This window comes from Pseudomonas graminis, assembly GCF_013201545.1.
Classification (GTDB): domain Bacteria; phylum Pseudomonadota; class Gammaproteobacteria; order Pseudomonadales; family Pseudomonadaceae; genus Aquipseudomonas.
The window spans coordinates 501,328-527,175 of the sequence record NZ_CP053746.1 but is presented as its reverse complement, the minus strand read 5'-3'; the positions used below and the strand labels follow the sequence as shown (position 1 = coordinate 527,175).

The 25,848-nt window shown below is 61.1% G+C and carries 21 protein-coding genes; 9 read left to right on the top strand and 12 right to left on the bottom strand.

What is annotated here, in order from left to right; genetic code table 11:
- Nucleotides 1-7: 7 nt before the first annotated feature.
- The 4 genes from FX982_RS02430 (at nt 8) to pcaD (ending at nt 4,300) form a co-directional block, all read left to right on the top strand.
- On the top strand, nt 8-766 hold the full coding sequence (locus tag FX982_RS02430; protein WP_172612958.1) for a CoA-transferase subunit beta: 759 nt from the start codon (nt 8-10) through the stop codon (nt 764-766).
- Entirely contained in the window at nt 763-1,965 is a 1,203-nt protein-coding gene (pcaF, locus tag FX982_RS02425; RefSeq protein WP_172609515.1) for a 3-oxoadipyl-CoA thiolase, read from the top strand. Before FX982_RS02430 ends, pcaF begins: the two co-directional genes overlap by 4 nt.
- 169 nt (nt 1,966-2,134) lie before the next feature.
- Entirely contained in the window at nt 2,135-3,424 is a 1,290-nt protein-coding gene (locus FX982_RS02420; protein ID WP_172609514.1) for an MFS family transporter, read from the top strand.
- Nucleotides 3,425-3,511: 87 nt separating this feature from the next.
- Nucleotides 3,512-4,300, top strand: a complete 789-nt coding sequence (pcaD, locus tag FX982_RS02415) for a 3-oxoadipate enol-lactonase (RefSeq protein ID WP_172609513.1) — start codon at nt 3,512-3,514, stop codon at nt 4,298-4,300.
- An 82-nt stretch (nt 4,301-4,382) separates the two neighbouring features.
- On the opposite strand, the gene FX982_RS02410 is transcribed toward pcaD, so the two are convergent.
- From FX982_RS02410 to FX982_RS02400, 3 genes are read right to left on the bottom strand one after another with little or no spacing between them, the layout of a single operon-like run.
- Nucleotides 4,383-5,849 carry an AdeC/AdeK/OprM family multidrug efflux complex outer membrane factor gene (locus tag FX982_RS02410; protein WP_172609512.1) on the bottom strand — a complete coding sequence of 489 codons (1,467 nt, stop codon included), beginning with the start codon at nt 5,847-5,849 and terminating at the stop codon, nt 4,383-4,385.
- Nucleotides 5,846-8,980: an efflux RND transporter permease subunit gene (locus tag FX982_RS02405; protein ID WP_172609511.1), complete on the bottom strand. Its 3,135-nt coding sequence runs from the start codon at nt 8,978-8,980 to the stop codon at nt 5,846-5,848. Before FX982_RS02405 ends, FX982_RS02410 begins: the two co-directional genes overlap by 4 nt.
- 3 nt (nt 8,981-8,983) lie before the next feature.
- The gene (locus tag FX982_RS02400; RefSeq protein ID WP_172609510.1) at nt 8,984-10,144 is read right to left on the bottom strand and encodes an efflux RND transporter periplasmic adaptor subunit; all 1,161 of its coding nucleotides are present in this window, start codon (nt 10,142-10,144) and stop codon (nt 8,984-8,986) included.
- A 255-nt stretch (nt 10,145-10,399) separates the two neighbouring features.
- Here FX982_RS02400 and FX982_RS02395 point away from each other — a divergent pair, with 255 nt between their 5' ends.
- Together FX982_RS02395 and FX982_RS02390 are read left to right on the top strand one after the other, a co-directional pair.
- The gene (locus FX982_RS02395; protein WP_122536010.1) at nt 10,400-11,044 is read left to right on the top strand and encodes a TetR family transcriptional regulator; all 645 of its coding nucleotides are present in this window, start codon (nt 10,400-10,402) and stop codon (nt 11,042-11,044) included.
- 189 nt (nt 11,045-11,233) lie between these two features.
- A complete protein-coding gene (locus FX982_RS02390) occupies nt 11,234-12,094 on the top strand; it encodes a cache domain-containing protein (protein WP_172609509.1) in 861 nt (286 codons plus the stop codon).
- An 18-nt stretch (nt 12,095-12,112) separates the two neighbouring features.
- On the opposite strand, the gene FX982_RS02385 is transcribed toward FX982_RS02390, so the two are convergent.
- Complete coding sequence (locus tag FX982_RS02385; RefSeq protein WP_172609508.1) at nt 12,113-13,618, bottom strand: MDR family MFS transporter; 1,506 nt, start codon at nt 13,616-13,618, stop codon at nt 12,113-12,115.
- 447 nt (nt 13,619-14,065) lie between these two features.
- Entirely contained in the window at nt 14,066-14,953 is an 888-nt protein-coding gene (locus tag FX982_RS02380) for a LysR substrate-binding domain-containing protein (protein WP_172609507.1), read from the bottom strand.
- A 147-nt stretch (nt 14,954-15,100) separates the two neighbouring features.
- Between FX982_RS02380 and FX982_RS02375 the strand changes: the two genes are divergently transcribed.
- Nucleotides 15,101-16,732, top strand: coding sequence for a 5-guanidino-2-oxopentanoate decarboxylase (locus FX982_RS02375; RefSeq protein ID WP_172609506.1), 1,632 nt, complete (start codon nt 15,101-15,103; stop codon nt 16,730-16,732).
- 27 nt (nt 16,733-16,759) lie between these two features.
- On the opposite strand, the gene FX982_RS02370 is transcribed toward FX982_RS02375, so the two are convergent.
- Nucleotides 16,760-17,713 (bottom strand): AraC family transcriptional regulator, encoded by a 954-nt coding sequence (locus FX982_RS02370; RefSeq protein WP_122622413.1) that lies wholly within the window; start codon nt 17,711-17,713, stop codon nt 16,760-16,762.
- A 369-nt stretch (nt 17,714-18,082) separates the two neighbouring features.
- Between FX982_RS02370 and FX982_RS02365 the strand changes: the two genes are divergently transcribed.
- Together FX982_RS02365 and FX982_RS02360 are read left to right on the top strand one after the other, a co-directional pair.
- On the top strand, nt 18,083-18,436 hold the full coding sequence (locus FX982_RS02365; protein ID WP_172609505.1) for an antibiotic biosynthesis monooxygenase family protein: 354 nt from the start codon (nt 18,083-18,085) through the stop codon (nt 18,434-18,436).
- Between the two features lie 120 nt (nt 18,437-18,556).
- Entirely contained in the window at nt 18,557-18,796 is a 240-nt protein-coding gene (locus FX982_RS02360) for a hypothetical protein (RefSeq protein WP_122536017.1), read from the top strand.
- Here FX982_RS02360 and FX982_RS02355 read toward each other — a convergent pair whose 3' ends face one another.
- The 6 genes from FX982_RS02355 to FX982_RS02330 all read right to left on the bottom strand — a co-directional run bounded on the left by FX982_RS02355 (nt 18,797) and on the right by FX982_RS02330 (nt 25,842).
- Nucleotides 18,797-19,420, bottom strand: coding sequence for a flavin reductase family protein (locus FX982_RS02355; protein WP_122536018.1), 624 nt, complete (start codon nt 19,418-19,420; stop codon nt 18,797-18,799).
- A 214-nt stretch (nt 19,421-19,634) separates the two neighbouring features.
- Complete coding sequence (locus FX982_RS02350; RefSeq protein WP_172609504.1) at nt 19,635-19,958, bottom strand: hypothetical protein; 324 nt, start codon at nt 19,956-19,958, stop codon at nt 19,635-19,637.
- 406 nt (nt 19,959-20,364) lie between these two features.
- Entirely contained in the window at nt 20,365-20,829 is a 465-nt protein-coding gene (locus tag FX982_RS24655) for a hypothetical protein (RefSeq protein WP_172609503.1), read from the bottom strand.
- A 246-nt stretch (nt 20,830-21,075) separates the two neighbouring features.
- A complete protein-coding gene (locus FX982_RS02340; RefSeq protein ID WP_172609502.1) occupies nt 21,076-22,398 on the bottom strand; it encodes an MFS transporter in 1,323 nt (440 codons plus the stop codon).
- 340 nt (nt 22,399-22,738) lie between these two features.
- On the bottom strand, nt 22,739-24,085 hold the full coding sequence (locus FX982_RS02335) for a sigma-54-dependent transcriptional regulator (RefSeq protein ID WP_172609501.1): 1,347 nt from the start codon (nt 24,083-24,085) through the stop codon (nt 22,739-22,741).
- Nucleotides 24,079-25,842, bottom strand: coding sequence for an ATP-binding protein (locus FX982_RS02330; protein ID WP_172609500.1), 1,764 nt, complete (start codon nt 25,840-25,842; stop codon nt 24,079-24,081). Before FX982_RS02330 ends, FX982_RS02335 begins: the two co-directional genes overlap by 7 nt.
- Between the last annotated feature and the right edge of the window lie 6 nt (nt 25,843-25,848).

Sequence of the window (25,848 nt, the reverse complement as noted above, 5' to 3'; positions counted from 1 at the left end):
CAGCGAAATGATGACCGTCGCCGCCGCGCGCCGGTTGAAAAACGGCGCTGTGTGCTTTGTCGGCATCGGTCTGCCCTCGAAAGCGGCCAATCTGGCGCGCCTCACTTCCTCACCTGACGTCGTACTGATTTACGAATCAGGGCCAATCGGCGCGAAGCCAGACGTGCTGCCGCTGTCCATCGGTGACGGCGAGCTGGCGGAAACCGCTGACACCGTGGTGTCCACCAGCGAGATATTCCGTTACTGGCTGCAGGGCGGGCGTGTCGATGTCGGTTTTCTTGGCGCGGCCCAGGTCGACCGTTTCGGCAACATCAACACCACTGTCGTCGGCGATTATCACCACCCGAAGGTGCGCCTGCCGGGTGCGGGGGGCGCGCCGGAAATTGCAGGGTCGGCCAAAGAAGTGCTGATCATCCTCAAGCAGTCGCCACGGACATTCGTCAACACGCTGGACTTCCTGACCTCGGTCGGCCACGGCGAAGGGGGCGACTCCCGAAAACGCCTCGGCCTGCCGGGTGCCGGGCCGGTCGGCATCATCACCGACCTGTGCATCATGGAGCCGGAGGAGGGCACCCACGAATTCGTCGTGACCACGCTGCATCCCGGCGTGACCCGCGAGCAGGTGATCGCCGCCACCGGTTGGGACCTGCGCTTTGCCGACACGGTCGTGCAATCCGACGCGCCTACCGCGTACGAACTGACCGCGTTGCGTGATCTGGAGGCGCGGACCGCTGCCGCCCATGGCCAGGCCCCGGGAGAAGCATGATGCGCGACGTATTTATCTGCGACGCGATTCGCACCCCTATCGGCCGTTTTGGCGGCGCCCTAGCGACCGTTCGGGCGGATGACCTGGCCGCGTTGCCGATCAAGGCCCTGATGGCGCGCAACCCGTCGGTCAACTGGAATGAGCTCGACGAAGTATTTCTCGGCTGCGCCAATCAGGCCGGTGAAGACAACCGCAACGTCGCACGCATGGCGGCGCTGTTGGCCGGGTTGCCAGCCACTGTGCCGGGCGTGACCCTTAATCGCTTGTGCGCTTCAGGCATGGACGCGGTGGGTTCTGCGTTCCGTGCCATCGCCTGCGGTGAAATGGAGCTGGCCATTGCCGGCGGCGTCGAGTCCATGTCCCGCGCGCCGTTTGTGATGGGCAAGGCCGACACGGCATTCGGCCGCGGGCAGAAGCTGGAAGACACCACCCTGGGCTGGCGCTTCGTCAATCCGCACATGAAAGACCAGTACGGCGTTGAGAGCATGCCGCAGACCGGCGACAACGTCGCTGAGGATTTCGGCATCTCCCGGGAGGATCAGGACGCGTTTGCCCTGCGCAGCCAGCAGCGCACGGCCGCGGCTCAGGCCGCGGGCTTCTTCGTCGAGGAGATCGTGCCCGTGCGCATCGCCCACAAAAAAGGCGAGACCGTCGTCGACATCGACGAGCACCCCCGTGCCGACACCAGCCTTGAAGCGCTCGCCAAGCTGAAGCCGGTCAACGGGCCTGGCAAAACGGTCACGGCCGGCAACGCCGCAGGCCTGAACGACGGCGCGGCGGCGATGATTCTAGCGTCCGCCGAAGCCGTCAAGAAGCACGGCCTGACGCCGCGCGCTCGCGTGCTGGGGATGGCCAGTGCCGGCGTTGAGCCTCGCGTCATGGGCATCGGCCCGGTCCCGGCGGTGCGCAAGCTGGTGGCACGACTGGGTCTGGCGGTCAGTGATTTCGACGTCATCGAGCTCAACGAAGCGTTCGCCAGCCAAGGCCTGGCGGTCATGCGTGAGCTGGGCATCGCCGACGACTCGCCGAAGGTCAATCCCAATGGAGGCTCGATTTCGCTGGGACATCCGCTCGGCATGAGCGGCACGCGGCTGGTGCTGACGGCGTTGCATCAGCTGGAGAAAACCGGCGGCAGCAAAGCGCTGGCCACGATGTGCGTTGGCGTGGGGCAAGGCCTGGCCCTTGCGATAGCGCGCTAAACGACCTTCTTGGGAATCAACCACCCGAGTCATCGTTTGCCTCTGCGAAAGGGGCAACTTGCTGACTTGGGTGGTTGTCCTTGTGATGTCGAAACGTTACTGCTTAAGTCTAAATGTTGCAGGTTATGTCTTAGACTGGCTGACCTTACTAACACCTGGGGAGATAATAATGACAACGACTCACTACACCGGCGAAGAACGGCGCAAGCGGATCTTCGCCATCGTCGGGGCCTCATCGGGCAACCTCGTCGAATGGTTCGACTTCTACGTCTACGCCTTCTGCGCCATCTATTTCGCGCCTGCGTTTTTTCCTTCCGACGACCCGACCGTTCAACTGCTCAACACCGCGGGCGTCTTCGCCGCAGGCTTTCTGATGCGTCCCATCGGCGGCTGGCTGTTCGGTCGCGTGGCCGACAAGCACGGCCGCAAGAACTCGATGATGATTTCCGTGCTGATGATGTGCGCGGGCTCGCTGGTCATTGCCTGTCTGCCCACTTACGCGTCGATCGGTGCCTGGGCGCCGTTTCTGTTGTTGATGGCGCGCCTGTTCCAGGGCCTGTCGGTGGGCGGCGAATACGGCACCACGGCCACGTACATGAGCGAAGTCGCGTTGCGGGGGCAGCGCGGGTTTTTCGCTTCGTTTCAGTACGTGACGCTGATTGGCGGCCAGCTGTTGGCCGTGCTGACCGTGGTCATCCTGCAGCAGTTTCTCAGCGCCGATGAGCTCAAAGCCTACGGCTGGCGGATTCCATTCGTGGTCGGTGCGGTGGCGGCGGTGATTTCGCTGGTGCTGCGCCGGTCGCTGAAAGAAACCACCACCGCTGAAGTGCGTCAGAACAAGGACGCGGGCAGCATGTCTGCCCTGTTCCGCGATCACAAAGCGGCGTTCATCACCGTGCTGGGCTACACCGCCGGTGGCTCGCTGATTTTCTACACCTTCACCACGTACATGCAGAAATACCTGGTGAACACCGTGCACATGGATGCCAAGGTCGCGAGCTATATCATGACCGGCGCGCTGTTCCTGTACATGTGCATGCAGCCGGTGTTCGGCATGCTCGCCGACAAAATCGGCCGTCGCGCTTCGATGCTGTGGTTCGGCGGGCTGGGCACGCTGTGCACGGTGCCGCTGCTGCTGACCTTGAAAACCACCACCAGCCCGATCATCGCCTTCGTGCTGATCACCCTGGCCCTGGCGATCGTCAGTTTCTACACCTCCATCAGCGGCCTGGTGAAAGCCGAGATGTTCCCGGTTCAGGTTCGGGCGCTGGGCGTCGGCCTGGCCTATGCCGTGGCGAATGCGATTTTCGGCGGCTCGGCGGAATACGTGGCCTTGGGTCTTAAGAACATGGGCATGGAAAACACCTTCTACTGGTACGTGACTGCAATGATGGCGATTGCTTTCCTGTTCAGCCTGCGACTGCCGAAGAAGCCTGCTTACCTGCACGAAGATCACTGATCCCGGACCTTGGAGCCCGCGTCTTTGCACGGCGCGAGCTGTCCACGTTCATCACACTTATTCCACGTGTTTCACGGAGCGACTGCCATGGCGTTCGTACAACTCGAAGACGGTGAACTGCATTATCAAATCGACGGCCCGGAGTCTGCGCCGGTGCTGGTGCTGTCCAACTCGCTGGGCACTGACCTGCATATGTGGGACGCGCAGATTCCGGCGCTGAGCAAGTCATTCCGCGTCGTGCGTTACGACACCCGCGGCCACGGTCAGTCCCTCGTCACCCAAGGGCCTTACACCATCGAACAGCTGGGACGAGACGTGCTGGCGCTGCTTGATGCGTTGAAAATCGACCGCGCGCATTTCTGCGGATTGTCCATGGGAGGCCTCATCGGGCAGTGGCTGGGCATCCACGGCAACGACCGGCTGCACAAGCTGATTCTGTGCAACACCGCAGCAAAGATCGGCGATTCGGAAACGTGGGCGCCGCGCATTGCGCAGGTGGAGAAGGGCGGCAAACGGGCAATGACGGAGATGGGCGCTGGCGCCGTAGGGCGTTGGTTCACCCCCGGCTTTGTCAGCCAGCACCCCGATAAAGTCACGCCCATCACCGACGTGCTGGCGGCAACTTCTCCGCTGGGTTATGCCGCCTGCTGCGCTGCCGTTCGGGATGCGGATCTGCGCAAGGAAGTCGGTTCGATCACCGTGCCCACGCTGATCATCTGCGGCAGCCATGACGCCGTCACCACGGTGGCGGACGGGCACTTTCTGCAGAACCACATCCACGGCAGCGAACTCTCCGACTATTACGCCGCGCACCTGTCCAGCGTTGAACTGGGTGAAGTCTTTGCACTGCGTGTGACGGAGTTTTTGTTGGCGTAACCGCTGTGGCCTTTGCTTGAAACAGCCTGGAAAACAGGCAAAAAAAACCCACCAATCGGTGGGTTTTTTCATACGCGGCGTATCAGAACAAGCGGGTAGACGGCACATCACCCGCGGTTGGCTGACGCTCGCCGGTCGGGGTCTGTTCGTACCAGCCGCCGCCGAGAGCGCGGTACAGATTGACCTCGCTGTTCAGCTGCGACAGACGATCGGTAATCAACGACTGCTGCGCGCTGAACAACTGACGCTGGGCGTCGAGGAAGGTCAGGTTGCTGTCGATCCCGATGCGATAGCGACGCTCGGCCAGACGGTAGTAGTCCTGGTTGGCGTTGACGAAATCGGTCTGCGCCTTGAGCTGATCGGTGTAGGTCTTGCGCGCGGCCAGACCGTCGGAGACTTCCTGAAACGCCGTCTGAATCGCCTTCTCGTAGTTGGCGACGCCGATGTCTTTCTGGATCTTCGAGTAGTCGAGGCTCGCGCGCAAACTGCCCGCGTTGAAGATCGGCAGATTGATCGACGGCTCGAACAGCCACGTCCCCGAACCGCCTTTGAACAGACCGCTCAGGTCGCCGCTCGCCGTACCGGCACTGGCCGTGAGGCTGATGCTGGGGAAGAACGCGGCGCGTGCAGCGCCGATATTGGCGTTGGCGGCTTTCAGGTTGTATTCGGCCTGCAAGATATCCGGACGGCGTTGCAGCAGCTCAGAAGGCAGCCCCGGCGGCATTTCGTTGAGCATGTCAGCGCTCAACGGCTTGGACGCGGGCAGGTTGGCCGGCAGACTGGTGCCCAACAACAGCACCAGATTGTTTTCGTCCTGGGCGACCAGTCGCTGGTACTGGGCCAGCTTGACGCGGGCGCTCTCTACGGAGGTGCGCGATTGCGCCAGATCCAGTGCCGAAGCCACACCCACTTCGCTGCTGCGAGAGGTCAGACGCAGGCTTTCCTCGAAGGCGCCCAGGGTGTCCTGGGTCAGCTTCAACAGCTCTTTGTCCGCTTCCCACGTCAGATAGGCGTTGGCCACGTTGGCCACCAGACTGATCTGCGTGCTGCGTCGGCCTTCTTCACCGGCGAAGTAGGTTTGCAGCGCCTGCTCACTGAGGCTGCGCACTCGTCCGAACAGATCCAGCTCATAGGAACTGATGCCCAGACCCACCGAATACTGACTGGTGATACCGGACTCGCCCGTTTGCGACAGGTCGCCCGGCACGCGCTGACGCGTGCCGGTGCCCGAGGCTGCAACAGCCGGGAACAGGTCCGCACGTTGAATGCGGTACTGCGCGCGGTAGGCGTCGATGTTCAGCACGGCGACGCGCAGGTCACGGTTGTTCTGCAGCGACGTCTGAATCAGCTGCTGCAGCGCCGGGTCATGGAAAAACTGACGCCAGCCTTGCTCGGCCGCCGCCTGATTCGCCGCCTGGGCCGGCGAGTATGCCGGACCTTGCGGGAACTGAGCCGGCACCGGTGCGGCGGGCTGCTTGTAATCGGGGATCAACGAGCAGCCGCCGAGAATGAACGCGGTGACCGCCAGCGAGATCAGGGACTTGCTCATTGGCCAGCCTCATCGTGTGGAGTGTGTTTCTGTTTGCCTTTGAACAGCGAAGATATCGAAACGAAGAACAACGGTACCCAGAAGATCGCCAGGATAACCGCGGTGATCATACCGCCGATTACGCCCGTACCGATTGAATGCTGGCTACCGGCACCGGCGCCCGAGGAAATCGCCAGCGGAACCACACCGAGAATGAACGCCATGGACGTCATCACGATGGGCCGCAGACGCATCCGGCAGGCTTCGATGGTTGCGTCGACGATGCCCTTGCCCTGTTCATGCAGCTCCTTGGCGAACTCGACGATCAGAATAGCGTTTTTCGCTGCCAGACCCACCGTCACCAAGAGACCTACCTGGAAGAACACGTCATTGGACAGGCCACGCAGGCTCGTCGCGATCAGCGCACCGATAACCCCAAGCGGGATGACCAGCAACACCGCGATCGGAATCGACCAGCTTTCGTACAGCGCCGCCAGACACAGGAACACGATCAGAATGGACAGTGCGTACAGCGCGGGCGCCTGAGAACCGGACAGACGCTCTTCATAGGACAGACCCGTCCAGGAAAGACCCACGCCGGCCGGCAACTTCTTCGCCAATTGCTCGACCTCGGCCATCGCCTCACCGGTGCTGTAACCCGGCGCCGGAGTACCCAGTACTTCCTCGGCCGGTACACCGTTGTAACGGGACAGCTTCGGCGAACCGAACACCCACTCGCCGGTGGCGAACGAGGCAAACGGCACCATCTCGCCAGCGGTGTTGCGCACGTACCACTTCTTCAAGTCTTCCGGCTTCATCCGCGCACTGGCATCGCCCTGCACGTACACCTTCTTGACCCGACCGCGGTCGATGAAGTCGTTGACGTAGTTGCCACCCATGGCGATGGACAGCGTGGTGTTGATGTCCGACAGGCTCAGGCCCAGGGCCTGCGCACGCTCGTCATCGATAACCAGTTGGTATTGCGGCTCATCGTTAAGACCGTTCGGACGCACGCCCGCCAGAATCTTGCTCTGTGCCGCCATGCCCAACAGCTGGTTACGCGCTTCCATCAGCTTGGCGTGACCCACGCCGCCCTGATCCTGCAAGTACACGTCGAAACCGGTGGCGTTACCCAGTTCCAGTACCGCAGGCGGTACGACCGCAAAGGTCATTGCGTCGCGGAAACCGAAGAAGTGCTGCTGCGCCCGTTTGGCCAGCTCGAAAACACTGTTGGAGGCATCACGATCGCCCCACGGTTTCAGCATGATGAACGCCAAACCGGAACTCTGACCGCGACCGGCAAAGTTGAAGCCGTTAACGGTGAACACCGAGTTGACCGCGCCGGATTCTTCTTCCAGCAGGTACTTACGCATGTTGTCGATGACGGTCTGCGTACGTTCAGCCGAGGAGCCTGGAGGCGTCTGCACCTGCGCGAAAATCACGCCCTGGTCTTCTTCCGGCAGGAACGCGCTCGGAATGCGGGTGAACATCCAGATGGTGCCGCAGACGATCAGCGCGTAAACGATGAAGGCCGGAATCTTGTGCTTGAGCATGTTGCCGACGCCGCGCTCGTAGCTCACTACGCTGCGGTCGAAGGTGCGGTTGAACCAGCCAAAGAATCCACGTTTCGGCTGCCCGTGCTTCTCGTGATCGATCGGCTTGAGCAGGGTGGAGCACAGCGCCGGGGTGAAGATCAGCGCGACCAGTACCGAAAGTGCCATCGCCGAAACAATGGTGATCGAGAACTGCCGGTAGATCACACCCGTAGACCCGCCGAAGAACGCCATTGGCAGCAGAACCGCACACAGGACGAGTGCGATACCGACCAGTGCACCCTGGATCTGCTCCATGGATTTGATCGTGGCGTCCCGCGGCGAAAGTTTGTCCTCCGCCATCACCCGCTCGACGTTTTCCACCACAACGATGGCATCGTCCACCAGCAAGCCGATGGCAAGGATCACCCCGAACATGGTCAGCGTGTTGATGGTGAAACCGGCAGCAGCAAGGATCCCGAACGTACCCAGCAATACCACCGGCACGGTCATCGTGGTGATGATGGTGGCGCGGAAGTTCTGCAGGAACAGGTACATCACCAGGAACACCAGGATGATCGCTTCACCCAGGGTGTGTACCACGCCGGTGATGGATTCCTGAACCACTGGCGTGGTGTCGTACGGGTAAACCACTTTCATGCCAGGCGGAAAGAACGGCTCCAGCTGGGAGATCGTGGCGCGGATCGCCTTGGCGGTGTCCAGCGCGTTGGCACCGGTCGCCAACTTGATCGCCAGACCGGAGGCCGGCTTGCCGTTGAACTGCGCGTCAATGCTGTAGTTCTCGCCACCCAGACCGACTTTGGCGACATCCTTAAGGCGAACCTGCGAACCATCCTGATTGACCTTCAGCAGAATGTTGCCGAACTGCTCGGCGGTCTGCAGACGGGTTTTACCGATGATCGTGGCGTTCAGCTGCTGACCCTTGAGCGCAGGCAAACCGCCAATCTGGCCGGAAGACACCTGAACGTTCTGGGCAGTGATGGCCGTTTTAACGTCGACCGGGGTCAGCTGGAAGTTGTTCAGCTTGGCCGGGTCGAGCCAGATACGCATGGCGTACTGGGCACCGAAGACCTGGAAGTCACCCACACCGGAGGTACGGGAGATCGGGTCCTGCATGTTCGACACGATGTAGTTGGACAAGTCTTCCTTGCCCATGCTGCCGTCTTCGGACACCAGACCGACGACCATCAGGAAGTTCTTCACCGCCTTGGTTACACGGATACCCTGTTGCTGCACCTCTTGCGGCAGCAGCGGGGTGGCCAGGTTGAGCTTGTTCTGCACCTGAACCTGAGCGATGTCCGGGTTGGTACCCTGGTTGAACGTCGCGGTGATGGTCATGCTGCCGTCGGAGTTACTTTCCGAGGACACATAACGCAGGTTGTCGATGCCGTTGAGCTGCTGCTCGATCACCTGAACCACGGTGTCCTGCACGGTCTGCGCGTTGGCACCCGGGTAGGTCACGGCGATCGCGATGGCCGGCGGTGCAATGGCCGGGTATTGGTTGATCGGTAGCTTGAGGATCGACAGCGTCCCCACCAGCATGATCACGAGGGCAATTACCCACGCGAAGATCGGCCGGTCGATAAAAAATTTCGACATGAATTACTCCCCTTTGCTGCCTGCGGCTTTATCAGTTGCCGGGGCAGTTGCCGGGTTAGCTGCGTTGACGTTGGTGGCTTCGGCCACTTTCACTTCAGCGCCTGGCTTGACGTATTGCAGCCCTTCGGTAATCACGCGATCACCTGCGTTCAGGCCCTTTTCAACCAACCAGTCGCTGCCGATGGTGCGGTTGGCAACCAGCGTGCGGGACTCGACCTTGTTGTCGGCGTTCACCACCAATGCGGTTGGCGTGCCTTTCAGATCACGGGTGATGCCTTGCTGTGGAACCAGGATCGCGTTCTCGGCCACGCCCGATTGCAGTCGTGCATGCACGAACATGCCCGGCAACAGAGTGTGATCCGGGTTCGGGAACACGGCGCGCAGCGTCACGGAACCGGTGGTCTGGTCGACCGACACTTCGGAGAACTCAAGCTTGCCTTCGATGGGGTAGAGGCTGCCGTCTTCCAGTACCAGCTTGACCTTCGCGGAGTTCTCGCCGGCTTTCTGCAGCTTGCCGCTTTCCAGTTCGCGACGCAGCTTGAGCATCTCGGCCGAAGACTGGATCACGTCGACGTAAATCGGGTCGAGCTGCTGAATGGTGGCCATCGCATCGGCCTGGCCGTTGCTGACCAGCGCACCTTCCGTCACCAGCGAGCGACCGATGCGGCCGGAGATCGGCGCATAGACCTTGGTGTAGCGCAGGTTGATCTCCGCTGTCTGCACCGCCGCCTTCGCTTCACGAGCCGAACCCACCGCCGTGTCGTATTCCTGACGGCTGACGGCTTGCTCGTTGATCAGCTGCTTATAGCGGCCAGCGAGGGAGTTGGAGGATTCGTAGGTCGCTTTGGCGCTGTCCAGGGTGGCCTGGTAAATCGCCGGGTCGATCTGATAGAGCTGCTGACCGGCTTTGACGTCCGCACCTTCAGTAAACAGGCGCTTGAGAATGATGCCGTTCACTTGCGGACGCACTTCGGCGATACGGAACGCAGTGGTCCGACCGGGAAGTTCAGAGGTGAGGGTGTAGGCCTGGGTTTTCAGAGTAACGACGCCGACCTGAGGGGGCGGTGGTGCTGCGGCCGCTTCTTCCTTCTTGCTGCATCCGGAGAGCAGCGATGCCAGGGCGACGGCAGTGACCAGTACGGTAACAGCTGGCTTGAATTGCATGAAGATCCTCGGGTCAGGAGCCTGAACTCATGGGTAGTGGAAAGAGGGCGGGAAAGTATTCCAGCTAGATAAGTAGGATGCTAATGAATATACTTACATTCACGGTTGTTTGTAAACACCCACGAGTGCGACACTCCAACGCACCGAGGGTATCGATTGTAGGTCCGGGACAAGGCATTACAAAGGCCGCCCGACGTGCTGTGCAGGCCACTCGACCAGAGCGCCTGAGGCACTTTCATTGAGGTTTTTACTGCCATGGTTCGACGCACGAAAGAAGAAGCCCAGGAAACGCGCAAGCAGATCCTCGAAGCTGCCGAGCAGGCTTTCTACGATCGAGGGGTCTCCCGCACGACGCTTGCCGATATTGCGGCCTTGGCTGGCGTGACCCGCGGCGCGATCTATTGGCATTTCAGCAACAAGGCCGATCTGGTCCAGGCCATGCTCGACAGCCTGCATGAGCCTCTGGAAGAGATGGCGAGGGCGAGCGAAAGCGAAGATGAAGTAGACCCGCTGGGATGGACGCGCAAGCTTCTCATTCATTTGTTTCAGCAAGTTGCCAGCGATCCTAAAACCCGTCGCATCAATGAAATTCTGTTCCATAAATTCGAATTTACCGACGAAATGTGTGACATGCGGCAACAACGGCAATTTGTCTGGCTTGACGCCAACGAGCGGATTGCGCTGGCGCTCAGTAATGCTTCCCGGCAAGGCCAGCTCCCCGCTGACCTCAATCCGCAGCGCGCTGCGATCTGCCTGCATGCTTATATCCACGGCATCATCGGCCAGTGGCTGCTGGTGCCGGAAAGCTTCCCGCTGCATGACGACGCCGAGCGTCTGGTCGATGGCATTCTCGACATGCTCCGCTTCAGCCCGGCGTTACGCGATACCACGTCGGCCTAAATGGCGTTTGGCCTGTATCTATACCGCGCCTGACCTTCGCTGAAAAGGCGGTTTACCTTCGCTTTACTCAGCGAAACCGGTGATTCAGCGCTCATTCAGGTCCGGGTACTCATTGAAGTGCCGAATGCTGCCCTATCGCAATCTCCCGTCTACGCTTGGCCCATAACCAATAAGAGTGGGGGCGAAGCGATGGCAGTCGTGTCAAAAAACGCATGCAGCAGGCTACTGATGGGTGTGCTCGCTGCCTTGTGCATCGGGCAGGGCTGGGCAGCAGGCGACGAAGCCGAGGAAGCGGCAGCGGCCAAGGGACTGCTGGAAAAAGCCGTTGCCCGGTATCGCGTCCAGGGAGACAAAGCGCTGGCCGAGTACAGCCGCCAGGGCGAGTTTGTTGATGGCGAGCGTTATGTTTTCGTCACCGATACCAAAGGCATCATGCTTGCAAGTGGCGGGCCATCGGTCGCGTTAATCGGCCGAGATGTGTCGTCCGTGCTTGATCCTGAGTTGCAGAAAACCTTCAGGCAGGTGCTGCAAACCCCGGAAAGCGCCGGCGTTCAGCAGGCCGAATATCGCTGGCAGAACTGGCGCGACGGCAAGGTCGAGCGCAAGCGGGTGTATTTCCAGCGCATCGGCGATCGAGTGTTGGCTGTCGGTTATTACTTGCCCCGTGCTTCGCCGGAGCAGGCGAGGGCGTTGCTCGACAAAGCTTCCAAGGCGCTGGACCAGGATAAAGACGGCACCCTCCATGCGATCAATGACCTCAAGGGCGGGTTTCTGCAAGACGATCTGTATGTCTTCGTGGTGAACGTTGAGACCAGACGCTACGTGGCCCACGGCACCAATCTGCGGCTGGTGAACACCGACTTCAGCAAGGTCAAGGATCCGGAAGGCAAACCGGTTGGCATTCCAATGCTCGAGCTGATCAAGAAGCAGCCCGAAGGCGAGTACGAATACCGCTGGCGCAATCCGGTCACCAGCAAGATCGAACATAAGCACGCTTACGTGCGCAAGGTCGGTGAATTCCTGGTGGCGGTGGGTTACTACAGCGGCTGATCGGTCTGGCAGGCTCGTTTATCGGTCCTTGTCGTCCCGCCCGCGCAGCAGGTTATTGGGCATTGCCAGCGCAGCTGACAGACCCAGTAGCGACACCGCCGCGCTGGCCATCAACAGATGCTGGAAGGTCATCGACAGTTGCCCGCGCAGCAATTCAAGGGCCGGGCCGCTGGCGGTATGCAGACTGTCCATCAGCACATTGCCCGAGCCCTCGCCCGGGATCGAACCGCCGCCGACCTGGGCGATGCCGGAACCGGCGAGCATCGCCAGCAGCAGCGCCGACATGGTCGCCACACCGACCGCGCCGCCCAGGGAACGAAACAGGTTGGTCGTGCTGGTCGCCACGCCCATGTCTTTGACCTCCACCGAGTTCTGTGTGCCCACCAGCGACGTCGGGAATTGCATGCCGCTGGCAATGCCGGTCAGGACCATGAACAGGCTGGTCAGAATGACCGACTGAGGTGGCGTGAAGGCGATGCCGAGGATCGCCAGCGGCATCAACGCTGCGCCAGTGAGGATGATTGGCTTGTAGCGGCCCGTCAGCGATGTGCGGCGGCCGCCGAAGTACGCGCCTATGGGCATGCCGATGGCCAATGGCATCAGGTGCAACGCCGCGCTGTCGGCACCTGCGCCGGTGACGGTCTGAAAACGCAGCGGCAGCAGTACGATCAGCGAGATGGCCTGAAAGCTGGTGAAGAAAATAGTGCACCAGCAGAGCACTGCGCTGCGATTGGCGAACAGGTGCATGGGCAGTAATGGTTCGCGGGTGCGCCGTTCGTACAACACAAAAATCACCAGCGCGAGCAGCGCGACCGACAATTGCATGACCACCGAATCATCGCGCCAGCCGTGGCCCTGACCGATTTCGGTAATGCCCAGCAGCAAGGCGGTCAGGCCGATGATCATCAACACCGTACCCAGGTAGTCGATCACCGGTTTGCGTTGAGGGATCGGCAGGCCAACCAGCGTTTTGCGCGCGACCCACCATGCAGCCAGCCCCAGTGGCAAGTTGATGATGAACACCCATCGCCACGACAGGTACTCGGTCATGAAGCCGCCGAGCACCGGCCCGGCCACGCTCGCCGCTGCGTACATCCCGCTGAAGTAACCCTGATAGCGACCGCGCTCCCGGGGCGGGACGATGTCGCCGATGATCGCCTGGCTCACGGAGACCATGCCGCCGGCGCCGATGCCTTGCAGCACTCGCGCCAGCACCAGTTGTTCCATGCTCTGGGCCATGGCGCAGAACAGCGAGGCCAGGGTAAACGTCGCCAGCCCGAACAGCATCAAGCGGCGCCGACCGTACAAGTCCCCCAGCTTGCCGTAAATCGGCACGGCCACGGTCAGCGCGACCATGTAGGCGGAAATCACCCAGGCGAGCAGGTCGAAATCCTGGAATTGGGCTGAGATGGCCGGCATCGAGACCGCAACAATGGTCTGATCCAGCGCACTGAGGAAGACGGCCATCATCAGCGCAAACAGAATGCTGCGGATGTCCGGACGGGGTTGATTGAGGCTCGTCACAGAAGGGACTCGACTGGCAGATTGACCCGCTGAACACCCGCAGGAATTTTTGCCAAGTCTAGTCCGTTAGCTTGCTAATCGATAGCAGGCTGCGGGGTTTTTAAGCGTCGGATTGACCGGCGTTTGCCGTCAACGCAGGGCGCTGAACGTCGCATCCGTAGGGACGCAATGCCCCATCGTGCAGACCACCGCCATGCGGGGCGTTTGCCGCATTTGTTCGATTCGGTAAGCACCTGCGACATACAGGCTCAATACGGCAGTAACGGCGACGACATAAACACACTGTCTTTTTATTGTGGTTCTCATGACATTTGCCTCGATCCGGTAGGACATCTGGTTCAGAGCGGACACTGTCAGTGTAGGTCGCTTACGGCGAGTTGGCCGGGCGAGGGGGGATTGAATGTTTGTATCAGGCGGGCCATGGAGGAAGAGCGAGCATTGCGCCGCTCAGCCGATGCGCCTTTCTGCCGCCTGCAGCGACAGCCAGTCCAGCAGATCCTGCAGTGGGGAAGGGATGCTGGCGCCTCTGGGATGCACGAAGTAATACGCCGCGCCGGTCCGCACTCTCAGCTCGAACGGCATGACCAGCCGCCCGGCGCTCAGGTCTTCGCCGATCAGCGACCAGTCGCCGATGGCAACGCCGGACCCTTGAGACGCGACGGTCATCGCCAGGTCCATCGTGTCGAAGTGCTGGCCCTGCTCGACATTGCTCAGCTTCGCCCTGGCGGCTTTCAGCCACAGCGTCCAGTCCCGCTCGTCGAGGGTGGGGTGCAGGAGCATGTGCCGTTCCAGATCGGCGAGGCGGGAGAGGGGATTGCTGAATGGCAGTGATGGCGAGCACACCGGCGTGAGTTGTTCGTCGAAAAGGTGCTGCACGTGGGTGAAATCACCTGGGTGTGCGCCGAACACCACGGCGGCATCGAAATCCTCCCGGCGAAAATCCACGGTGTGGGCGCTGGTCGTGGTCAGACGCACCGGCACGTCAGGCCGCTCTTTCTGCCACTGCATGAGGCGCGGCAATAACCAGCGGCTGATGCAGGTCGGCGCCTTGATCTGTAGCGCCCTCGGTTTGGCATCGACCTGATCCAGCGCTTCTTCGATCAGGCTGAACACCTGTTCGATGCGCGGCAGCAATTCACGGCCCTGGGCGGTCAGGTTCAAGCCCCGGGCCTGACGATTGAACAGGCGATAGCCCAGATGAGCTTCCAGTCCGGAAATCTGCCGACTGACTGCGCCTTGGGTGATATGCAGCGCCTCGGCAGCCCGAGTGAAGTTGCAGCACTTCGCGGTGATCAGGAACGTGTGCAGGGCGGGCAGGGGCGGAAGGCGTTTCATCGGCAGGATGAGCCATGATCTGAGGACATGGCTAAGCATGACATTTTTTGCGTTGTGGTCGATACGGTCGCGCCGCTTCAATGGTCGCCTGCTGATCCTGGCAAATGGGCGGGCAGCGTCGGGCAAGACTTAACAAGGGGCAGATACATGGCGACGTGCGGGGAAGTGCTGGTCAGGTTGCTGGAAGGTTATGGGGTCGAGCGAGTGTTCGGGATTCCGGGCGTGCACACGGTCGAGCTTTACCGGGGACTGGCGGGTTCGTCGATAACCCACATCACTCCGCGTCATGAGCAGGGTGCAGGCTTTATGGCAGACGGTTATGCGCGCACGCGAGGCAAGCCCGGCGTGTGCTTCATCATCACCGGGCCCGGCATGACCAACATCACCACGGCGATGGGTCAGGCGTATGGGGACTCGATCCCGATGCTGGTGATTTCCAGCGTACAGTCGCGCAGCCAGTTGGGCGGCGGTCGCGGCAAGCTGCATGAGCTGCCGTCCCAGAGCGCACTGGTCGCTGGCGTCGCGGCGTTCTCCCACACGCTGATGTCAGCGGCTGAATTGCCGTCAATGCTGGCCCGGGCCTTTGCGGTGTTTCAAGCGGCGCGGCCGCGCCCCGTGCATATCGAGATCCCGCTGGACGTGCTGGTGGAAAATGCCGACGCCCTGGTGAATAGCCAATCCGTATCGGTGACCCGCGCGGGGCCGGCGCCTGCAGCGATTCGGCAGATGGCGACTTTGTTGGCCACGGCGCAACGGCCGTTGATTCTGGCCGGAGGCGGCGCCATTGACGCCGCCCCGGCGCTGACGCGTCTGGCGGAACGGCTGGACGCGCCGGTCGCGCTGACCATTAACGCCAAAGGCATGCTGCCGGGCGATCACCCACTTCTGATCGGCTCGACGCAATCCCTCGACGCCACCCGCGAGGTCATTGAAAACGCCGACGTGGTGCTGGCCATCGGTACTGAACTGGCCGAGACCGATTACGACATCACCTTTCAGGGCCACTTCAAGATACCGGGCGCGTTGCTGCGCATCGACATCGACCCTGATCAGACCGTGCGCAACTTCCCGCCGACCCTCGGGCTGGTGTCCGACGCTCAATACGCTGCCGAGGCTTTGATGGACGCGTTGGCCAACGAAGTGCTGGCGCCACGCAGCGGAGATTGGGGGCATGCGCGAGTCGCTGCGCTGAGGAAGCGTCTTGGGGCGGGCTGGGACGACGCCACCCGTGCGCAGACCCTGTTCCTGAGGACGGTGCTCGAAGCACTGCCGGAGGCCGTGATCGTGGGCGACTCTACCCAGCCCGTCTACACCGGCAACTTGACCCTCGACCTCGACAAGCCCCGCCGCTGGTTCAACTCCTCCACCGGTTACGGAACACTTGGCTACGCCTTGCCCGCCGCCGTGGGTGCATGGCTGGGCATTCAAGACGCGGGTGCATCCAACCCGGTGGTGTGTCTTATTGGCGACGGCGGCCTGCAGTTCACCCTGTCCGAACTGGCGAGTGCGGTGGAGGCGCGGACGCCCATCGTCGTGCTGTTGTGGAATAACCAGGGCTACGAAGAAATCAAAAAGTACATGGTCAACCGCGCCATTGAACCCATCGGCGTCGACATCTACACGCCTGATTTCATCGGGGTGGCCATGGCACTGGGATGCGCCGCGGAAGCGGTTGGCAGCGTTGAGCAACTGACGGCGGCCTTGAACTCAGCCGGCCAGCGTGACGGCCCGACCTTGATCGAGGTCGACCAAAAGCGCTGGATGAGCAGCCTCGGCTGATGTTTCAGATCAACTGATCAGCGTGTTTCAGACCGTGCTGCGCAGGCGTGCCAGGTCCCGCAACGGTGGCGCGCCGAACAGGCGGCTGTACTCGCGGCTGAACTGCGAAGCGCTTTCGTAGCCGACCCGGTAACCGGCGGCCGACGCCTCCAGGCCGTCCGCCAGCATCAATCGCCGGGCCTCCTGCAGTCGCAGCTGTTTCTGGTATTGCAGCGGGCTCATGGCGGTGACGGACTTGAAACGGTGGTGCAGCGTCGAGACGCTCAGGTTCACCTCCTTCGCCAGATCTTCAATCCGCAGCGGCTCCTGGAAATGGTCGTTGAGCCATTTGATCGCTTGGGTGACGCGATGGGTCTGGCAGTTGGAGATGGCGATTTCGTACAGCCGGTGCCCTTCGCTCCCACGCAGGAGTCGGTAAAGAATCTCCCGGTTGATCAGCGGTGCGAGCATGGGAATGTCTTTCGGCGTGTCCAGCAGGCGGATCAGGCGGATGACGGCGTCGAGCAGCTGTGAGTCGATCCGCTCGACGTACATGCCGCGCCCGCTGTGACGCGTCGGCACGCTCATCGGTCCGGCCTCGGCGATCAGCGCGTTGATTTCCACCGGGTCGATTTCCAGGCGCAGGGCCAGATGCGGTTCTTCCGGCGTCGCGTAAATCACCTTGCCGCTGATGGGCAACGCCACCGACAGCACCAGGTAATTGAGCGGGTCGTAGGTGTACAGCTCGCCGCCCAGCGTCACGTCCTTGCGGCCCTGAGCCATGATGCACAGCGCCGGTTGTACCAAGCCGGGCACCGATTGCGACGGCCTATCGTGGCGAACCATGAACAGCGACTTGATCACCGTCTGGAAACTGCCATCGGCGGGGGCATGCCGGCGGATCAGTTCTGCCAGCTCGGCGCGCTGCTGCGTCATCTGCGCACTCAGCTCGGCAACAGGTCGAGCATCCGGGGCGGACGGCGCAAGAGCGGATAGCGACATGGGGAATTCCTCTGACAGGGCATTGATGCAGCACAGCTTATTTTTGGGCAAGCGCAAGCGTTAGGCGAATCCTGCCGGATGCTTGCCTGATTCTGTTACCGAGGTGTTGCGATGCCATGAATGGGCCCTGTTCGTTTGAGATCATTGCTCGAAAGTCCATGGTAATCACGAGGCGCAGCGTCGAGGTCGGCTCTTGCTGTGAAGCTGTCGGCGCAGAATCAGGCAATAACGTGGCAGTAATCGGCTACCGTTGGGCGTGCTTTCGCCCCTAACCTTCACTTTCAGCCGCAGCCTGCTTCCCGGATAAACGGTCCCGGAGCACGGCTCGTCTGCTAAAGACACGCACGCAAAAAAGAAGGAGCGCCGAGCATGCCAAACACTTCAGTCGTGAGCCATTGGGTCTCCGTCCGCGCCCGCCCCGGACACAGTACGCAACTGGGCGCCCGCTTGAGCAGCCTGATCAGCCCGTCCGCTGCGGCGTCGGGTTGCCTGCACTTTGCGCTGCAGAAATCCCTGACCGACGAAGATCTATGGGTCATCACCGGCACCTGGGCCGATCCCTCCGCGATGAACGACTGGTTCGCCGCCCCCGAGCTCAACCTTTTTTCCGAACTGCTGACCGAGATGCTGGTGACGAGCCTGGATTTTCAAACGTTTGCCACCGTGACGACGGTTCAGGCACAGATGGCTCATGTCTCTGTGGATGCTCGCCTGGCGGGCTAGTGGGTTCAGTGCTGGTGCTCACTTGGCTCAGCCTATAAGGGCCTGCAAAGAAAACCTTTCGAGAGTTAGAACGCCTGCGTTTAAAATCCCGGCCTCATTTTCAAGGCAAGGCGTCGAACCATGGCACGCAAAGAATTCCAGCATCACGAAGCCGTTTCTGCAGCCGTTCCCGGTGACGACGGCTACAGCGCCGCCATTGCCGTCAAGGCCAGGGTCATGGGCGGCGCGCCGACTTTTCACCGCGTGCTGGCCGAGCAGAAATTCCCTACCGCGCTCGCCGCTGACGACGCCGCTGTGAAAGAGCTGGAGCGGCTCGCCGACGTCACGCAAGAGGGCGAACTGGTATTCGCCCGGGATTGATCAGACTTTCGGCCGGTACATCTTGAACAGCGACTCTGCGCTCAGCTGAAAATAGTCGGCCGGGCCGCCGCCGCGCAGGATGGGCTCGCCGGCTGCGGTGTCATAGACACCTTCCTTCAGCAGCCGCTTGGCAATGTGCACGGCCACCACTTCCCCCAGAATCAGCCAGCTCGGCACGACTTCCTTGTCGGCGCGTTGCAGCTGGATGATCTGCGTCACTTTGCATTCGAACGAAACCGGCGTCTCTTTGACCCTCGGGACGGAAACGATGCGCGACGGTTCTGCCGTCAGGCCCGCGAGTTCGAACTCGCTCACATCCGCCGGCACTGCCGCGCAACTCATGTTCATCTGCTCGGCCAGGCTGCGCGTGGCAAGGTTCCAGACGAATTCGCCGGTCTGTTCGATATTGTTCAGGCTGTCTTTGCGGCCGATGCTGCAGAACCCGATGATCGGCGGCACATAGTTGAAGGCGTTGAAGAAACTGTAGGGCGCCAGGTTCAGCTTGCCTTCTGCGTCCTGGGACGAGATCCAGCCTATCGGGCGTGGGCCCACGATGGCGTTGAACGGGTCGTGGGGCAGTCCGTGACCCTTGGACGGTTCGTAGAAATGTATATCGTCTGACATGGTGTGTTCCTGAATGGTGTTGTGCCGGCGTATCGGCCACGGTGTGCGCGTGCACGGGGTGCGGGCCGACATAGTGCAAGGCATTGAATAAGGATTCCAGCAGCCTCCAAACCCCGGGCAAAAAAAAGCCCGACACGCGTCGGGCTACAAAGGGAGTTCAGGAGGTGGAACATGAAGCGGTTGGACGTGAAGCAGGCAACGTGATGCGGGCAACTTAGCTGACGCGGTTGGCACCGACGTGATCAGCGCCGTCTGCGGCCAGACGATTGGCGCCGACGTGATCAGCACCATCTGCGGCCTGGCGATTGGCACCCACGTGGTCAGCGCCGTGAGCGGCGAGACGATTGGCGCCAACATGGTCAGAACCGTCGGAGGCCTGACGGTAAGAACCGGTGTGCGATGCGTTTGTATGAGAAGAACCGCCTTCTGCTACTACAGTGCCGTTAAATGCAGAGTGCTGTTCGGACACAGGCAGAGCAAATGCGCTCGATGCCAGAATTGACAGACTAAGACCAAAGATAATATTTGAAGTTTTCATGAGTGTTGCTCCAGTAAGTTCAATAATTTTTTCAACTTGGGAATGGAGCCAATTTTACGCGCGTGCAGATTAAGTTGAAGTTAACGCTATTGCTATCGACCATCGCTAAAAATGATAGTTGGCTGGAATGCCCGGTTTTAAAGCGTTGTCGGGAGATTTGCGCTGGGATGGGGCAATTTTCACGAGCGGCGGCGAATTTGCCTGTTGACTAGAGTGGTAAATATTGCTAGCGCGTTAGCGGCTAGAAGGGGCCAAGGGATGACATCGAATGGAATCGCGGCGAGTGCAACCTGCTTCGTTGCTGGCAAGATTCCGGCATGCGCCCAGTCACACCAGGGGTTTCAGGTTTTGTAGTGGACAAAATTAAGCCCGGCATAAAGCCGGGCTGAGAGAACGACAGGGGTGATCAGCTCAGGCGATTTGCACCAACATGGTCCGAGCCGTCAGCTGCGAGGCGGTTGGCACCTACGTGGTCGGCACCGTCAGCAGCCAGACGGTTGGCACCTACATGATCCGCACCGTCAGCAGCGAGGCGGTTTGCGCCTACATGGTCGGCACCGTCAGCAGCGAGGCGGTTGGCACCTACATGGTCGGCACCGTCAGCAGCGAGACGGTTTGCACCTACATGGTCGGCACCGTCAGCAGCGAGGCGGTTTGCACCTACATGGTCGGCACCGTCAGCAGCGAGGCGGTTGGCACCGACGTGGTCCGAACCGTCAGCAGCAACGCGCCCGATGTTAGTGTGGGACGAGCCGTTTTCTGCAACAACCGCAGCATTAACAGCGTGGTGCGCATCAACGGATGGAAGTGCAAAGGCGCTGCTTGCAAGAATGGAGAAAGCGAGGCCGAAAATCAGTTTGTTAGTTTTCATGATTAGTTGCTCCAGATCGATTTAATTAGTGGGTAACTCGGTATGGAGTGAACTTTACTCGCCTCAGAATTATTAAGAAGTCAATCGCATTGGTAGCGATCATCGCTGAAATTGATACTGCCAAAAGCGAGTGTTATTCATGCACTTAGCGGCGCCTAGAAGCGCAAAAGGGCAGCTCACGTGAGTGAGCTGCCCTTGTTTTTCTGTCTTGAAGCGCTGGTCGAAGCGGCTCGCAGCCGGGTCAAATCAATCGGTTTCGATCCGTGAGTGCTTGCGGGTGTCCTTCATGAACACATACACCAGCAGCGACACCGCGATGCAGGCGGTGACGTACCAGTAGTAACCCGTTTCCATGCCGATGCTCTTGAACCACAGCGCGATGTACTCGGCCGTACCGCCGAAGATCGACACCGTCAGTGCGTACGGCAGGCCGACGCCCAGGGCGCGGATCTCGGTCGGGAACAGTTCGGCTTTCACCACGGCGTTGATCGAGGTGTACCCGCTGACGATGATCAGCGCGGCCATGATCAGGAAGAACGCACCCCACCAGCTTTGGATGGTGTGGAGGGTGGTGAGGATTGGCACGGTACACAAGGTGCCCAGCACGCCAAAGGCAATCAGGATCGGGCGGCGACCAATCTTGTCAGACAGCGCGCCGATCACCGGTTGCAACAGCATGAACAGGAAAAGCGTGGCGGCAGAAATCGTCGTCGAATCGGTGATGCTCATGCCCACCGTGTTCACCAGATACTTCTGCATGTAGGTCGTGTAGGTATAGAAGGCCAGCGTGCCACCCATGGTCAGGCCGACCACGGTCATCAGCTCTTTCGGATGGCGCATCAGTGTACGCATGAGGCTTTCTTTGGGTTTGTCCTTCTTGCGGTTGAACGACTCGGTCTCTTCCATGCCGCGACGCAGGAACAGCGCCACCACTGCGCACAATGCGCCGATGGCAAACGGGATGCGCCAGCCCCACGCGTGCAGCTGTTCAGTGGTCAGCGTTTGTTGCAGCACGATCAGCACCGCCAGCGCGATGAGCTGGCCGGAGATCAGCGTCACGTACTGAAAGCTTGAGAAGAAGCCCCGGCGCTCTTTGGTCGCCATCTCGCTGAGATAGGTCGCCGAGGTGCCGTATTCGCCACCGACCGACAGGCCCTGCAAAAGGCGGGCGAACACCAGCATGATTGGGGCGCCGACGCCGATGGTTTCGTAACCGGGGGTGAGGGCGATGATCAGCGAACCGAAACACATCAGCAGCACCGACGCCATCAGCGCGGCCTTGCGGCCTTTGCGATCTGCATAAAGGCCCATCAGCCAGCCGCCGATAGGGCGCATCAAGAAGCCCACGGCGAAGATCGCGGCGGTGTTGAGGAGCTGGGCGGTGGTGTCGCCCTTGGGAAAGAAGACTTTGGCGAAGTAGAGGGAGAAGGCGGCGTAGACGTACCAGTCGTACCACTCAACCATGTTGCCGACCGAACCGCTGAAAATGGATTTCAGGCGGCTTCCGGTGGTTTTCTCGGCGGCTAGCGTGGCAGCCGTTCCGTGGGAGGCAGAATTGGGGATGGCCATGGGATTTCCTGCAAGTCATTGTTGTTAGAAGGAACGCATCGAGGCGGTCTGACAACAGTGATAGCAGGAGCTGTGCCAAAGGCTGAAAGGCCCGGAATAGAAGGGTTATCGCGGCGAGGGTAAGCGGAAATCCGCTTGTTGTCTGAAACCCATGAGCGAAAATCCGCTCATTGCCAGAAAGCCGTTCCCGGCTGAAGCCGGTCCTACTAACGCGCTGCGATCATTCTGTAGGACTGGCTTTAGCCGGGAATGCGTCGGTGGTTACACCACAAATGTGATGGCAATCAAACGGGCCTGTTCCCGGCTGAAGCCGGTCCTACACAGATTACATCCGGTCAGCTCAACTCTGTGTATTACCTTCGACCAGAAAGTCCTCGCGCACCAACCCGTGCCGCTGCATCTTTTCATTCAGCGTGCGGCGGGGCAGTTGCAGTTCGTGCATGGCCGCTTTGATGTCGCCCCTATGCCGTCGCAACGCCGAACGAATGCAATGGGCTTCGAACGCTTCTTGCTGCGCCACGAGAGACTGACCTACCGCGCTGCCTTCCGCAGCGGGACCGTCCAGCCCCAGCACCTGGCGCTCGGCCGCATTCGCCAGCTCGCGCACGTTCCCTGGCCAGTCGTGGCTGAGCAGATGGCTCAGCTGTTCACCACTCAATACCGGCGCGCTGCGACCCAGGCGCTCCGCCGCATTTCGCGAGAAATGGCTGAACAGCATCGGGATGTCTTCTCGCCGCTCGCGCAATGGCGGAAGGCGCAATTCCGCGATATTCAGCCGATACGCCAGGTCCTCGCGGAAACGCCCCGCCCTGGCTTCGTCCAGCAGGTCAGGCTTGGTCGCGGCAATGATGCGCAAATCAATATCGATGCTCTGGTTCGAACCCAGGCGCTCGATTCGCCGTTCCTGAATCACCCGCAGCAGCTTGACCTGCTGCGCCAGCGGCATGCTTTCGATTTCGTCGAGGAACACCGTGCCGCCGTGGGCGTACTCCAGCTTGCCGATTCGCTTGCCCTGAGCGCCGGTGAACGCGCCGCTTTCGTGTCCGAACAGCTCGGCTTCGAACAGCTGCTCCGGGATCGCCGCGCAGTTGACCGCAACGAAAGGTTTGTCGGCCCGCGGACCGAAGTCATGCAGGCAACGCGCGACCATTTCCTTGCCGCTGCCGGTCTCGCCGCGAATCAGCACATTGACCGGCAGTTGCGAGAGGTCCAGCACCTGCCGCCTTAAAGTCTGCATCGTCGGCGACATGCCCAGCAGCGTCGCATCGAGACGCGAGCGGTTATCCGCGCGTTCGTGCAACGCGCGGTTTTCCAGCACCAGCGCGCGCTTCTCCAGGGCCCGCCGCAAACTGCCGAGCAGGGTTTCGGGGCTGAACGGCTTCTCGAGAAAGTCATAGGCGCCGTCGCGCATGGCGTCCACGGCCATAGGCACGTCACCGTGGCCGGTCAGCAAGATCACCGGCAAATCACGGTCTCGCAGCTGCAACGCTGCCAGCAATTGCAAACCATCCATGCCGGGCATGCGCACATCGCTGAGGATCACGCCGGGGAAGTGATCCGGCAGATGCGCCAGGCATTCCTCGGCACGGCTGAACAGGCGCACCTCGAACCCGGACAGCGTGAGCCATTGCTGCACCGCTTCGCGAATGGGCGCCTCGTCATCCACCACGATTACCGCGTTCAGCATGGGGCGTCGGCCTCCGGGGCCTGGGTCAGACAGAAGAAAAACCGCGCGCCGTTGTTGACGTTTTCGGCGCTGAGCCGACCGCCCAGCTCATGCACGATGGCAAACGAAACCGCGAGCCCCAGCCCGAGGCCGTCGCCCACCGGCTTGGTGGTGAAAAACGGATCGAAGACGTTGGCCAGGTGTTCGTGGGCAATTCCGCCGCCACTGTCGATGACGGAAAGGCACCAGTGCTCGCCGGTTGCGTCGATGCGGATCTCCAGGCGCTTGAGGGGTTTATCGCCCATCGCGTCGAGGGCGTTGCGCATCAGGTTGATCAGCACCTGTTCAAGCCGAATCGCGTCGCCGCGCACCCACGCCGGACGCGTCAGGTCGAGCACGCAACTGACACGTTCTTCCCGAATACGTGCGTCCAGCAACAGCAGCGCCTGGTCGACGACGGTGGCCAGATCAAGGCGTTCGCGCAGGCCGCTGGGGCTTTTGCGGGCAAAGGTTTTCAGGTGGCCGGTGAGCGCGGCCATGCGCGTCAGTTGCTGATCCAGCAGGCTCATCGCTTTGTGCGCATCGTCGACGCGGCCATGCTCCAGCAGCAGGCGCAGGGTCGCGAGTTGCATGCGCTGCGCCGTCAGCGGCTGGTTGATTTCGTGGGCGAGGGCGGCGGACATCTGACCGAGCGCCGCCAGTTTGGTCGACTGCACCAGACCGTCCTGCGCCGTTTGCAGATCCCGCGTGCGTTCTTCAACCAAACGTTCAAGCTCTTCGCGACTGCGCTGGCGGACCCGGCCGAGGCGCCAGCGCTGATACAGAAACAACCCGAGGAACACCAGCGTCAGCCAGATGCCTGCTGCCGCCAGACCCGCATTGCGCACATCTTCACTGGCAGTCTGGGGCTTGCGCAGCAGGTGCAAGGTCCAGCCCTCGGTCGGCAGCAGCATCGACTGCCACAAAAAATCGGCCTGCTCATTCGGCGCGTCGACGCGGCTGAGGTGGCTGTTTTCGCCGAACGTCCGCAGCGGCTCCTGACTCAAGGGCGTCAGCGGCTGTTTGTCGTATTGGCGGGTGCTCGCCAGTTCGGCGCGGTCCTGATCGGTGAGTGCTCGCAACGCCCGATAGCGCCAGCCCGGCTGATTGGCAATGAAGACGATGCCTTTGGCGTCGCTGACCAGCAGCAGGTCATCGTTTTGCGCCCAGGTGTGTTCGAGGTCCGGAAACTCCAGCTTGACCACCATCGCCCCGATGAACTGCCCGGCCTCATCGCGCACCGCGTTCGACAGGAAATACCCCGGGATGCCGCTGGTCACGCCGACCGCATAAAAGCGTCCGACGCCAGTGGCGCGGGTTTGCGTGAAGTAGGGGCGGAAGCCGTAGTTGTGGCCCACGTAACTGCTCGGCAGACGCCAGTTGCTAGCGCCGACGGCAAGCCCGTTTCGATCAAGAAGCTCGAGAGTGGAGGACTGGGCAGCCCCGTTGATCTGCTCCAGTTTGAGATTGAGCGCCTGGGTGGTGTCGGCGCTGACCGGTCCGGCCAGTGCCGCCCGCAGTTGCGGATCGAGGGCCAGAACGGCTGGCAACGCGCGGTAGCGCTCGATCAGGGTTTGCAGCGTATTGGCATAGAGCGCCAGCCGATCCCTGGATTGTTCAGCGTCGTCTTCCAGGGCATGGCGCTGAGCCTGATGCATCGCCAGCGTCGCCGCAATGACGGCACCGGCGAGGATCAGCAACACGTAGAGCATAAGGCGGACGGAACGGGGCATGGGCATGACCTC